The 11,527-nt window shown below is 69.8% G+C and carries 10 protein-coding genes and 1 pseudogene; 5 read left to right on the top strand and 6 right to left on the bottom strand.

Annotation, left to right across the window (positions count from 1 at the left end; genetic code table 11):
• Window positions 1–1,093: SGNH/GDSL hydrolase family protein (locus tag G3N62_RS31630; protein WP_206141415.1), on the top strand; the 1,093-nt coding region annotated here is incomplete at its 5' end.
• A gap of 19 nt (window positions 1,094–1,112) precedes the next feature.
• Here G3N62_RS31630 and G3N62_RS31625 read toward each other — a convergent pair.
• On the bottom strand, window positions 1,113–2,963 hold the full coding sequence (locus tag G3N62_RS31625; RefSeq protein ID WP_124670514.1) for a M24 family metallopeptidase: 1,851 nt from the start codon (window positions 2,961–2,963) through the stop codon (window positions 1,113–1,115).
• Window positions 2,964–3,378: 415 nt separating this feature from the next.
• Between G3N62_RS31625 and G3N62_RS31620 the strand changes: the two genes are divergently transcribed.
• Window positions 3,379–4,140: an XRE family transcriptional regulator gene (locus tag G3N62_RS31620; RefSeq protein WP_049034916.1), complete on the top strand. Its 762-nt coding sequence runs from the start codon at window positions 3,379–3,381 to the stop codon at window positions 4,138–4,140.
• Between the two features lie 34 nt (window positions 4,141–4,174).
• Here the strand turns inward: G3N62_RS31620 and G3N62_RS31615 are convergent, their stop codons facing one another.
• The 4 genes from G3N62_RS31615 to G3N62_RS31600 form a co-directional block, all read right to left on the bottom strand.
• Window positions 4,175–5,416 (bottom strand): multifunctional CCA addition/repair protein, encoded by a 1,242-nt coding sequence (locus G3N62_RS31615; protein ID WP_069707087.1) that lies wholly within the window; start codon window positions 5,414–5,416, stop codon window positions 4,175–4,177.
• The gene (locus G3N62_RS31610; protein ID WP_124670513.1) at window positions 5,413–6,060 is read right to left on the bottom strand and encodes a glutathione S-transferase family protein; all 648 of its coding nucleotides are present in this window, start codon (window positions 6,058–6,060) and stop codon (window positions 5,413–5,415) included. Before G3N62_RS31610 ends, G3N62_RS31615 begins: the two co-directional genes overlap by 4 nt.
• Window positions 6,061–6,127: 67 nt before the next feature.
• Window positions 6,128–7,087 carry a complex I NDUFA9 subunit family protein gene (locus tag G3N62_RS31605; RefSeq protein WP_124670512.1) on the bottom strand — a complete coding sequence of 320 codons (960 nt, stop codon included), beginning with the start codon at window positions 7,085–7,087 and terminating at the stop codon, window positions 6,128–6,130.
• A gap of 57 nt (window positions 7,088–7,144) precedes the next feature.
• Window positions 7,145–9,097, bottom strand: a complete 1,953-nt coding sequence (locus tag G3N62_RS31600; RefSeq protein WP_124670511.1) for a lytic transglycosylase domain-containing protein — start codon at window positions 9,095–9,097, stop codon at window positions 7,145–7,147.
• An 8-nt stretch (window positions 9,098–9,105) separates the two neighbouring features.
• Here G3N62_RS31600 and G3N62_RS31595 point away from each other — a divergent pair, with 8 nt between their 5' ends.
• Complete coding sequence (locus G3N62_RS31595; RefSeq protein WP_051701040.1) at window positions 9,106–9,714, top strand: 5-formyltetrahydrofolate cyclo-ligase; 609 nt, start codon at window positions 9,106–9,108, stop codon at window positions 9,712–9,714.
• Window positions 9,715–9,788: 74 nt separating this feature from the next.
• On the opposite strand, the gene G3N62_RS31590 is transcribed toward G3N62_RS31595, so the two are convergent.
• Window positions 9,789–10,301: a winged helix DNA-binding protein gene (locus tag G3N62_RS31590; RefSeq protein ID WP_034190299.1), complete on the bottom strand. Its 513-nt coding sequence runs from the start codon at window positions 10,299–10,301 to the stop codon at window positions 9,789–9,791.
• A 148-nt stretch (window positions 10,302–10,449) separates the two neighbouring features.
• On the opposite strand from G3N62_RS31590, the gene pxpB reads away from it, so the two are divergent.
• Both pxpB and G3N62_RS31580 read left to right on the top strand, forming a co-directional pair.
• Window positions 10,450–11,106: a 5-oxoprolinase subunit PxpB gene (pxpB, locus tag G3N62_RS31585; protein WP_059561538.1), complete on the top strand. Its 657-nt coding sequence runs from the start codon at window positions 10,450–10,452 to the stop codon at window positions 11,104–11,106.
• A pseudogene (locus G3N62_RS31580) lies at window positions 11,103–11,456 on the top strand (allophanate hydrolase); the annotation flags it as partial. The gene pxpB and the pseudogene G3N62_RS31580, both read left to right, overlap by 4 nt.
• Between the last annotated feature and the right edge of the window lie 71 nt (window positions 11,457–11,527).

The following is an 11,527-nucleotide window of genomic DNA, read 5'->3' as shown; positions in this document are numbered from 1 at the left end:
GGATCCGCTGAAGCCGGCCGCGACCTACGAATGGGCGCGCGACCCGGCCGGCGGCGACTGGTATCGCGTGCCCGGCTACTGGTGGGCCGACGGCGTCACGCAGTGGAAGAACATGTTCTACAGCACGACGCCGCAGGACACGCTCGCCGACGTGTGCCGCAAGACGCTGGCCGCGAAAGGCATCCAGGCCGGCCTCACGCAGGCGGTCGCGGCCAACAACGCGCTGTCGTTCAACTACACGGTGTGGACCCTCGACGACGCGCGGCAGGATGCGCGCGTCAACAAGCTGATCGTGTTCGGCGACAGCCTGTCCGACACCCAGAACATGTTCAACGCGAGCCAGTGGAAGCTGCCGAACGGCACGAGCTGGCATGCGGGGCGCTTCAGCAACGGCCCGGTGTGGGCCGAATATCTCGCCAACGCGCTGCGGCTGCCGTTCTACAACTGGGCGATCGGCGGCGCGGCGACCGACCAGCACCTCGTCGTGCCGGGCCTCGTGCAGCAGATCGACTCGTGGCGCGAATACATGGATCGCGCGCCGGACTACCGGCCCGCCAACACGCTGTTCGCGGTGTTCGCGGGCGGCAACGATCTCGTGAACTACGGGCGCTCGCCCGAGCAGGCGGCGAATGCGGTGCGCGACAGCCTCGAGCGGCTCGCCGCGGCCGGCGCGACGCGGATCATGCTCGTCACGCTGCCGGACGTGTCGCGCGCGCCGGTGTTCGCGACCCGCGCCGACACGGCGAGCGTCGCCGCGCAGGTCAGGGACTACAACCGGCGGCTCGTCGACGCGGCCGCCGCGCTGCGCGATCGCTACGGCGCGGCGCTGCGGCTCGAGGTGTTCGACGCCTATGCGCCGTTCGACGACCTGCTGAGCCACCCGGCCCGGTACGGCTTCGACGACGCGACGCGCGCGTGCCTCGACATCCCGAAACCGTCGTCGCTCACCTACCTGGGCGCGCAGACGCCGCGGGCGGACTGCCGCGACCCGGCGCGCTTCGTGTTCTGGGACACGCTGCACCCGACGACGCGCACGCATGCGTGGCTCGCCGAGCGGATCGCGCCGTTCGTGCGCGCGCGCCTGCTGAACTGACCGCCGCGGGCGGCGGTGCCTACAGCAGCGGACACGCGGTGACCTGCGTGCCGCGCTCCACGCACAGCCGCTCGTAGTCGCGCAGGTACGCGCGCTCGCCGTCGTCGAGCAGGTCGAGATCGATCAGGTCCCAGTCGTAGCCGACCGTCACGATGTTCTCGAACGTCACGGTATCCGGCTGCGTGTCGTCGGGCCGGATGATCACGATGTTCTCGATCCGCACGCCGCCCTTGCCCGCCAGGTAGATGCCCGGCTCGACCGAAATCACCGCATTCGGCACCAGCCCGTACTTCGCGCCCGGCGCGAACCGCACGCCGCCCTCGTGCACGTGAATCCCGACGCCATGCCCGGTGCCGTGGCCGAAATCGTGGCCGTGGTCACGACACACCTGCCGCACGAGCGCATCGACGTCGGCGCCCGTCGCCGTGCTCGGGAAGCGCGCGACGAGCCCCTTGATGCAGGCCTTCAGCGCGACGGTGTAGATCTCGCGCTGCCACGGCTGCGCCACCGTATCCGGACGCGTGCGGCGCAGCACGACGCGCGTGCAGTCCGTCGCGAAGCCGGCTTCGTAGTAAGCGCCGCTGTCGAGCAGCACGAGCTCGCCTTCCGTCAGCTCGACGCCGGCGCTCGCCGCCGTGTAGTGCGCGAACGCGCTGTTCGCGCCGTTCGCCGCGATCGACGGAAACGTCAACGCGACGGCCGAACGCGCGCCGTACGCGTCGTTGATCGTGCGCGCCAGGTCGTATTCGGTGTGGCGGGCGCCCGGCTCGCCGGTCTTCGCCCAGCGCATCGTCTCGGCGATCGCCGCGGAGCTGCGCGCGAATGCGTCGCGGAAGCGCTCGAGCACCGCCGGCGTCTTGCTCGCCCGCATCGCCTCGACCGGGTTGAAATCGGCATGCCGCGCGTGCGGCCACACGCGGCTCACCGCGTCGACGAGCGCGCAATTCACCGATTCGAAGCCGTAGCACACGTGCTCGACCGCGAACCGCGCGAGAAAGCGCTCGAGCGCCGCGACATCGCGGCGGATCACGTGCAGCGCCGGATACGAATCGAGCGCGACCGGGCAGCGATCGCAGCCTTCCGGCAGGAACAGCACGACCTGGCCGCCGACCGCGAACAGGAAACCGAGGTGCGACGACGCATTCGGGATGTGATAACCGCGGCTGTTCAGCAGATACGCGAGATCGTCCGACGCGCACGAGAAGAACGCGGTCTTGCCGTCGGCCGCGCCGGTATGCGCGGCGAGCCGGCGGTTCAGCGTGTCGAGGTTCTGCGCGACGCTCAGGCCCGTCATCGATTCCGGCACCTCGAAGATCGGCCGCTCGACGATCCAGCCCGGCAGCGCGATCGCGCGGTCGATCTCGCGATCGGCGAGGCCCGTCCAGTCGAGCGACGCGGCCTGCGTCTGCGCGAGCAGCCGGTCGCGCTGCGCGACGCTGATCCGCAGCGCGTCGTAGCCGACCCGCGCGAGCCGGCTCGCATGCGCGACCAGCCAGTCGGCCATCGCCTGCCAGATCGTCACGTTCATCCCGAGCTTCTCGATATGCACGCGCGTCGGATCGCACTGCTGCTCGGCCTGCAGGTGATACCGGCCATCGACGAACAGCACGAACGGCGGCACGCCGAGCGCCTGCGCGGTGGCCGCGCTCAGGAAGATCCCGCAGCCGGCCGACCCGTCGAAGCCCGACAGCGCGTAGCGCGGATTGTTGCTGCGCGGCAGGTACTCGGTCACGTATTCGTCCTGCGACGTGACGACCACCGCGTCGAGGCGCGCGGCGTCGAGCAGGCGCGACAGGCCGGCCTGCGTGTCGGCGACGGACGCGTCGTACGGAGGCAGGCCGGAGAAGCTGTATTTCAGTCGATCGATCATCGTGTGCCCGTTATTCATTGTTGTCGGCGGCCGGCGGCGTGACGCGGCATGGCGCATGCCTGAAGCGACACGCCGCCCTGACGCGGATCACGCACGGCCCGGCGCGCAGCCGGGCCGCGGTGCCGTTCCGGCAGCAGGCCCTCGGGGAATTTTTGTCTCACTTAACTTTGTTTGATGCGCGACAGAATCTAGAGCACGCTGAAATTGAGGTCAAGCTAAAATTTTCGTAGGACTAAAATCGGCACGACGGCTGCGGATCCCGGCACAGCGCCAGATCGCCCGGCGACACCGCGCGGTACAATGCGCCGGCATCGCCGTCCCGGCGGCCGTGCTTCGTGCGATGCGCGGAAAGCAAGTCCCGGCGACTGCACCGCCTCTCCGCTCGCCTGCCGACTCGTTGCCACGAAAGAGATTCATGGATTCAGACATCATGCGTATCGGCCTGCGCATTCGCCGCCTGCGCCGGGAAGCGAAGAAGACGCTGCTGGAGGTCGCGACCGAGGCGAAGCTGTCGGTCGGGTTCCTGTCGCAGGTCGAGCGGCATCTCACCGGCATCTCGCTGTCTTCGCTCGTCAACGTCGCCAAGGCGCTCGACGTCCCGCTCGGCGCGCTGATCGACCAGCCGCGCCAGGCGCAGCCCGATTCGCACGAAGGCAGCCGCCAGCCGTACGCGCTCGACGCCACGTCGCAGTGGTACGAGCGGCTCTCCACCACCTTCGACGGCAGCCAGGTCAACGCGCTCAAGGTGCGGATGATGGAAGGCTACCGCTCGGAATGGGTGTCGCACGGCGGCGACGAGTTCGTGTACGTGCTGGCCGGCCGCATCTGCTACACGATCGGCAAGAAGGTTTACCCGCTGGCGCCCGGCGATTCGCTGCACTTCGATGCGCGCAAGCGGCATCGGGTCGCGAACGTCGGCGACGGGCCGGCCGAGCTGATCGCGGTCGGCACGCTCCCGCTGTTCGACGACCGGTGTGCCGAACTGGTGTCGGCGACGATGGACATCAGGCAGCCGGCGGCGGGTAAGCCGCGCGTGACCCGACGCGGCGATCGCGGCGCCGATGCGGCACGGCCGGCCAAGGCCGGTACGGCAGACCCGCAGGCTTCAGCGAAGCCGCGCGCGGCCCCCGGCAAACGCGCCGCGGCCGCCACCCCGGCGCGCAAGAAGAAGTCGTAGCGGCCGCGGGCGCGCGCCGCCCGGTTCGCCGCCCTTATTCGCCGATCTCGAGCGCTTGCGCGACGGCCTGGATCCGCGCGCGATGAACGGCATCCTTGATCTTCTCCGCGTCGTTGCCGATGCCGCGCGCGATCGCGCCGGCATCGACGCTGCGCGCCGCCGCGAGCGCGACACGCAACCGCTCGGCCTGCGGATACGGCTGCGTATCCAGTCCGAGCCGCCCGCGCGCATCCGATTCGCACGCCTGCAGCATCTCGGCGAAACGCGCGGGCTTGCGCAGCGCATCGCTGCGCTCGAACAGCCGCACCAGCGCGGCCGCGCCCATCTCCATCACGCGATGCAGGTTGCCGTGCTCGCGCGCGACCACCAGCGCGAGATCGCGGCACTCGTTCGGCACGCGCAGCCGCTCGCACAACGGCTTGAGCAGGTCGACGCTGCGGCCTTCGTGGCCGACGTGGCGCGGCAGCACGTCGGCGGGCGTCGTCGCCTTGCCGAGATCGTGCGTGAGCGCCGCGAAGCGCACCGGCAGCGAATAGCGCTGCTTCGCCGCATAGTCGACCACCATCATCACGTGCACGCCGGTATCGACTTCCGGGTGGTAGTCGGCCCGCTGCGGCACGCCCCACAGCGCGTCGACCTCGGGCAGGATGCGCACGAGCGCGCCGCACTCGCGCAGCACCGCGAACATCCGCGACGGCTTCGCCTCCATCAGCCCGCGCGCGATTTCCTGCCATACGCGTTCGGGCACGAGCGCGTCGACCTCCCCCGCGTCGACCATCCGGCGCATCAGCGCGAGCGTTTCGTCCGCCACCGTGAAATCCGCGAACCGTGCGGCAAAGCGCGCAATGCGCAGGATCCGCACCGGATCCTCGACGAATGCGTCGCTCACGTGCCGGAACACGCGCGCCCGCAGGTCGGCCTGCCCGTCGAACGGATCGATCACGGGCCCGACCAGCCCGCCTTCCGGGCTCACCTCGCGCGCCATCGCGTTGATCGTCAGGTCGCGCCGCGCGAGATCCTCGTCGAGCGTCACGTCCGGCGCGTAGTGGAACTGGAAGCCGTGATAGCCGGCCGCCGTCTTGCGCTCGGTGCGCGCCAGCGCGTACTCCTCCTGCGTCTGCGGATGCAGGAACACCGGGAAATCCTTGCCGACCGGCCGGAACCCCTGCGCGGCCATCTGCTCGGGCGTCGCGCCCACCACCACGTAGTCGCGGTCCTGCACGGGCACGCCGAGCAATTCGTCGCGGATCGCTCCGCCTACTGCGTAGATATTCATGGCGTCGGCTCGTATTCGGCGATCACGGTCGTTTCGCGGCGCGCGGCGTCGATCCAGCGCTGCACGGCCGGCAGCGCCGTCACGCGCGCCGCGTAGCCGGCCGCTTCCGGCGACAGGCCCGGCGCATACGTGTTGAAGCGCATCACCACCGGCGCGTACATCGCATCGGCGATCCCGAATTCGCCGAACAGGAACGGCCCGCCCGACGCCTCGAGGCACGCGCTCCACAGCGCATCGATGCGCGCGACGTCGGCGAGCGCATCCGGCGTCGCGCCGCGCCCCGGCATCGACGCGCGCACGTTCATGCCCATCTGCATGCGCAGCGCCGCGAAGCCCGCGTGCATCTCGGCCGACACGCAGCGCGCATGCGCCCGCTCGAGCGGGTCGGCCGGCCACATCGGCAACTGCGGATAGCGCTCGGCGAGCGTCTCGGCGATCGCGAGCGAATCCCAGATCGCGACGCCGTGATCGTCGACGAGGCACGGCACCTTGCCGGACGGCGAATACTCGAGGATGCGCGCGGCGGTGTCGTCGCGGCGCAACTCGACCGCGATCTCGTCGAACGGGATGCCGAAATGCGTGAGCAGCACCCACGGGCGCATCGACCACGACGAGTAGTTCTTGTCACCAATGACGAGTTTCATGACGGTTTTCCGGACAACGCAAAAAGGAAACGGAAAGGGGCTGAACGTCCGCGCCCCGCGCGGCGCGCTAGCGGCGCGAGCGGAACCAGTCGAAGCGCGAGCGCTTCGTCGCTTCGCCGAGATACGCGGGCGCGATGCTTTCGAGACTCGCGGGCGAGATCCCGAGTTCCGGCGCGAGCGGGCCGGACAGCACGTTCGGCACCGACATCGACGCGAGGTTGTCGCGCGTGATCACGGGCTCGCCGGGCAGGCATTCGAACACGCGCGCCTGCAGCCGCGCGAGCGCGTCGGGCAGCCGCACGATGCGTGCCTGCCGGCCGACCAGCGTGCCGCAATAGCGCACCAGCTGCTCGAGCGTATAGACGGTCGGCCCGCCGAGTTCGTAGGTCTTGCCGTGCGCGGCCGCGAGATCGAGGGTGTTGACGAACGCGCGCACGACGTCGCCGACGAACACCGGCTGGAAGCGCGCATCGGGCATCGCGAGCGGCAGCACGGGCACCGTGCGCTGCAGGTTCGCGAACGTGTTGAGGAACGCGTCGCCGGGGCCGAACACGACCGACGGGCGGAAGATCGTCAGCGCGAGCGAATCGGTCGCCGCGACCGCATGCAGCGCGGCTTCGCCGTCGCCCTTCGAGCGCTGGTACATGCTCGGGCCGCGCGAATCGGCGCCGAGCGCGCTCATGTGCAGCAGGCGCCGCACGCCGACCTCGGTGCAGGCGCTCGCGAGCGCGGCCGGCAGCGCGACGTGCGCGCGCTCGAAACCGGGCCCGTACGGCGTGCCGCGGCCGCCATGCAGCACGCCGACCAGGTTGATCGCCGCGTGCGCGCCGGCGACGAAGCGCGCGAGCGTGCGCGTGTCGAGGGCGTCGAGCTCGACGATCTCGACCGGCAGCACCTGGAGGTGGCGCGCGTGGTCGCGCCGGCGCGTGCCGATCCGTACCTGCTTGCCGGCGTCGATCAGCGCATTGACGAGCCGGCTGCCGATGAAGCCGGTGCCGCCCAGCAGCGCGACGGTCTGGCGATCCATGTTCGGAACCTCAAAAGAGCACTGCCGCGTCTCGCGCGGCAGTGTGAAGATTGCGTATCAGGGCGAGATCATGCCTAGACGTTTCTTCAACGACTGCGGTTTGCCCTCGAAGAGCGCCGCGTAGTAGACGGTATTCGACAGCACGTTCTTCACGTAGTCGCGCGTCTCGTTGAACGGAATCGTCTCCGCGAAGATCGCGCCTTCGACCGGCTGCGTCAACACCTGGCGCCACTGGCGCGGCCGGCCCGGGCCCGCGTTGTAGCCGGCGGTGGCGAGCACCGGCGAGCTGTCGAAGTTGTTGTAGATGTCCGCCAGATACCAGGTGCCGAGCTGGATGTTGGTATCGATGTCGTGCATCTGCGCACGCGTGATCGTGCCCATGCCGAGCTTCTTCGCGACCATCTGGGCCGTCGCGGGCATCAGCTGCATCAGGCCGCCCGCGCCCACCGACGAACGCGCGCTGATGATGAAGCGCGATTCCTGGCGGATCAGCCCGTACGCCCATTCGACGTCGAGGCCCGTCGATTGCGCATAGCGCTCGACGATGTTGCGGTACGGCGACGGGTAGCGCAGCGTGAAGTCGTGCTCGGCCTTCGTGCGGTCGGCCGTGTTGACCGTGCGGTCGAGCAGCTCGACGCGCTTGCCGTATTCGGCGGCCGCGAGCAGCTGGCGATCGGTCATCCCGCGCAGCGGCCAGTTCCATTCGCGATTGCCTTCGAGGCGCAGGTTCAGCGCGTAGAAGCGCTGCGCGAGCGCGAAGCCCGGAATCTTGCCCATCGCGTCGATCTCGGCGTCGCTCACCTTGGTGCGCGGCGGGATCGACGTGCGCTGGCCGAGCTCTTCGCCGGCGAGCTGCCCGTAGAAGTTGAACTGCCCGGCGACCTGCTCGAATTCCTGGTTCGCCTGCAGCGTGTCGCCGCTCTGCTTGAGCGCGCGCGCATGCCAGTAGATCCACGCCGGATCGTTGCGCAGCGACGGCGGCATCTGCTCGATCGACCAGCGCACCATCGGCCAGTTGCCGGCGAGCAGCGCGGCGCGCGTGCGCCATTCGTAGCCCGGATTCGACAGCGGCGCGTTCGTGGATTTCGCATACCAGACCGACGCGAGCGGCGAACGCTTGATCGCGCCCTGGTAGCCGATCGCGCCCCACGCGATCGCCTGTTCCTGCTTGGTCAGCGACGGCGCGACCGTCGTCAGCATCCCCGCGGCGGCGTCCGGATCGTTGCGCGCCATGCGGCCGAGTGCGATCAGCGCGAGCTGGTGCGACGTCGCGTCGGCGCCGACGCCGCGCGCGAGGTACAGCGGCGGCGCGCTTGTCGCCTGGTCGAAACCGACCGGGCGCGGGCCGAGCGCGTCGACGATCTTGCCGCCGAGCGTCGTGTAGTTCTGCTCGTAGGCGAGGCGCGCCTGCTGCCACACGTCGTCGCTCGTGAACTGCTGGTTGACGGTGAGCGCGGTGATCAGGTCGACGCACGCGTCGCCGTAGTTCTTCGGCTCGACGAGCAGCGCCCGCGCCGCGTCGGCGACGTTCTCGCCGCGCGCCGCGCGCGATTCGAGCGCGTAGCACTTGACCTGCGTGTCGTCGTCGAGCACGAAGCGCTTGTACTGGTCGTCGAAGTTGCGCCAGTCGTGGCGCGCGCCGAGCACGAGCAGGTAATCGTTGCGCAGGCGGTCGGCGATCGCCTGGCCGTCGTAGCGCTGCAGGAACGACTGCACGGGCGCGTCCGGCGCATCGACGCGCGCGCGTCCCGTCGAATCGAACAGCTGCGGCTTGATCTGGAAATACTCGACGTAGGACGGGACCGGATAGTTCGGGATCATCGACGCGAGCTGCGCGGCTTTCGCGGCGTCGTTGCGGCGTGCGGCTTCGCGAAGCTGTACGAAGATCTGGTCATCCCCGGCGACCGTGTCGTCGTTCGGTGCGGCGCACGCGGCCGTACCGGCGACGAGCGCGGCGGCCGAAAGCGTCAGCGCGACCGCGCGATATACTCGGAAAAGGCTGTTCGACATCGATTTGAATGGAGCACGAAGTGAGCGAAAGCATAGCACGCAACCCTGTGCCGAACCCGAAGGTTGCGCTGCGCAAAACGCTGTCCGGCGCGCGTCGCGACGCCGCGTCGCAGCCCGCCGCGAACGCCGCGCTCGACGCCCGCCTGCGCTTGCTGCTCGACCGTCTGGCGCCGCGCACGGTCGGCTTCTACTGGCCGCTGCCCGGGGAATTCGATGCGCGCGACGCGGTGCTCGCCTGGTGCGCGGCGGGCGCCGGCCGGCGCGCCGCGTTGCCGGTGATCGGCGCGCGTCATGCGCCGCTCGCGTTCCATGCATGGGATGCGCACACGCCGATGCGCGAAGGTCATCACCGGATTCCGGAACCGGCGTCGGGAATCGTCGTCGTGCCCGACCTGTTGCTGATTCCCTGTGTGGGATTCGATCCGGAGCGCTACCGGCTCGGCTACGGCGGCGGCTACTACGACCGCACGCTCGCCGCGTGGCCGGGCGACGCGCCGCCCGTGACGGTCGGCATCGCCTATGAAGCGTGCCGCGTCGACGCGCTGCCGGCCGAAGCGCACGATCTCGCGCTGCGCTGGATCGTGACCGACGGCGCGCTTTACCCGGCCGCCGGATGACGCGGCGCGCGGCGCCGCGATCGTCGTCGCCGGCCCGTCAGCGCAACGCCGCGCGCAACCGCCCGGGCAATCGTTTACAGCGACGCCGCCGCGCGCGCGGCCGTGTCGTAGAGGCCCGACGCGTGGCGCAGCAACTGCGCCGCGTCGCCGATCTGCTCGTTGGTGAGCCCGCTGTCCTTCAGCGTCTCGATCAGGCAGTGCTCGCGCACCTCGCGGTATTTCAGGCACAGCTCGCGGCCCGCGTCGGTCGCGAAGAAAAAGGCTTCCTTGCCGCTCTTCTCGCTCTTCACATAGCCGCGCGCGATCAGTTTTTTCAGCGCATAGGTCGCGACGTGCGTATCCTCGATATTGAGCACGAAGCAGATGTCGGCGAGCTTCTTCTTGCGTTCGCGATGGCTGACGTGATGCAGCAGCGACACCTCGACCGCCGTCATGTCCTTCGCGCCGGCCGCCGACATGCAGCGCACCATCCAGCGGTTGAATGCGTTGCCGGCCATGATGAGCCCGTATTCGAGCTCCGACAGCTCCGCGCTCGAATCGGAAACGAGGTGTTCGGATGACACGATCTTGGTCGGATGACGCTTCATGGAAAGGCGGCGCAAGCAGGATGTCAGGGTGTGCCGAGTGTACGCCAGAAGCCGCTGTATACGGGCTAGGCGAAAACGCTTATTGGTAACTTATCGATATCTTATTGACAATGTGCGCTAACATTGCCGTCCGAACCGTGCCAGCCCGATGACGCAACCCCGCATTTATCCGCTCGGCGATGCCGCCCTCGTCTGCGAGGTGCCGCCGCCCGCCACGCTCGATTGCCAGCGCCGCGTCTGGGCCGTTGCCGAGGCCGCGCGCGCGTGGCCCGACGTGATCGACGTCGTGCCCGGCATGAACAACCTGACCATCGTGTTCGACGCGCTCGCCGCGACGGCCGAATCGCTCACGCCCGCGCTGCGCGACGCGTGGGAGACGGCCGACGTCGAGCACGCGGACGGCCGCGAGGTCGAGATCCCGGTCGAGTACGGCGGGGCCGCCGGCCCCGACCTGGCGGCCGTCGCCGCGCACACGGGCCTGCCGGCCGACGAGGTCGTCGCCCGCCACGCGGCCGGCGAATACGTCGTGTTCTTCGTCGGCTTCCAGCCGGGCTTCGCGTATCTCGGCGGCCTCGACGCATCGCTGCACACGCCGCGCCGCGCGGCGCCGCGCCTCGAGGTGCCGGCCGGCTCGGTCGGCATCGGCGGCGCGCAGACGGGCATCTACCCGGCCACGTCGCCCGGCGGCTGGCAGCTGATCGGCCGCACGTCGCAGGTGCTGTTCGATCCGGCGCGGCCGCAGCCGACGCTGCTGCTGCCCGGCGATCGCGTGCGCTTCACCATTGCGGGAGTCGACGCATCATGACCCAGAGCAACGCACCGGGCACCATCGAGGTGTTGCGCGCCGGCCCGCTGTCGACCGTGCAGGATCTCGGGCGCCGCGGCGCACGCCACCTCGGCGTCGCGCAGGGCGGCGCGCTCGACGGCCTCGCGCTCGAGGTCGGCAACCGGCTCGTCGGCAACCGCCCCGACGCGGCGGCCGTCGAGATCACGATCGGCCCCGCCGCGTTCCGCTTCCCGCGCGCGACGCGCATCGCGATCACCGGCACCGAATTCGGCGCGACGCTCGACGGCCGGCGCGTGTATTCGTGGTGGAGCCTGCCGGTCGAGGCCGGCCAGACGCTCGTGCTGCCGGCCGCGAAACGCGGGATGCGCAGATCGGAAGAGCGTCGGGTGGGGAAAGAGGGCTAAGGCGAGGCGAGGCACGGGTGGCTGCCGATGGATGA

The organism is Burkholderia sp. Tr-20355 (assembly GCF_017104685.1).
Classification (GTDB): Bacteria; Pseudomonadota; Gammaproteobacteria; order Burkholderiales; family Burkholderiaceae; genus Burkholderia; species Burkholderia seminalis.
Note: the sequence above shows the minus strand (reverse complement) of the source record. Positions and strands in the feature narration are given on the sequence as shown.

Bases quoted from the DNA above. Each gene is read 5' to 3' on its own strand.
- G3N62_RS31625 (WP_124670514.1), bottom strand. From the start codon at position 2,963: ATGATCGATCGACTGAAATACAGCTTCTCCGGCCTGCCTCCGTACGAC.
- G3N62_RS31620 (WP_049034916.1), top strand. From the start codon at position 3,379: ATGGATTCAGACATCATGCGTATCGGCCTGCGCATTCGCCGCCTGCGC.
- G3N62_RS31615 (WP_069707087.1), bottom strand. From the start codon at position 5,416: ATGAATATCTACGCAGTAGGCGGAGCGATCCGCGACGAATTGCTCGGC.
- G3N62_RS31610 (WP_124670513.1), bottom strand. From the start codon at position 6,060: ATGAAACTCGTCATTGGTGACAAGAACTACTCGTCGTGGTCGATGCGC.
- G3N62_RS31605 (WP_124670512.1), bottom strand. From the start codon at position 7,087: ATGGATCGCCAGACCGTCGCGCTGCTGGGCGGCACCGGCTTCATCGGC.
- G3N62_RS31600 (WP_124670511.1), bottom strand. From the start codon at position 9,097: ATGTCGAACAGCCTTTTCCGAGTATATCGCGCGGTCGCGCTGACGCTT.
- G3N62_RS31595 (WP_051701040.1), top strand. From the start codon at position 9,106: ATGGAGCACGAAGTGAGCGAAAGCATAGCACGCAACCCTGTGCCGAAC.
- G3N62_RS31590 (WP_034190299.1), bottom strand. From the start codon at position 10,301: ATGAAGCGTCATCCGACCAAGATCGTGTCATCCGAACACCTCGTTTCC.
- pxpB (WP_059561538.1), top strand. From the start codon at position 10,450: ATGACGCAACCCCGCATTTATCCGCTCGGCGATGCCGCCCTCGTCTGC.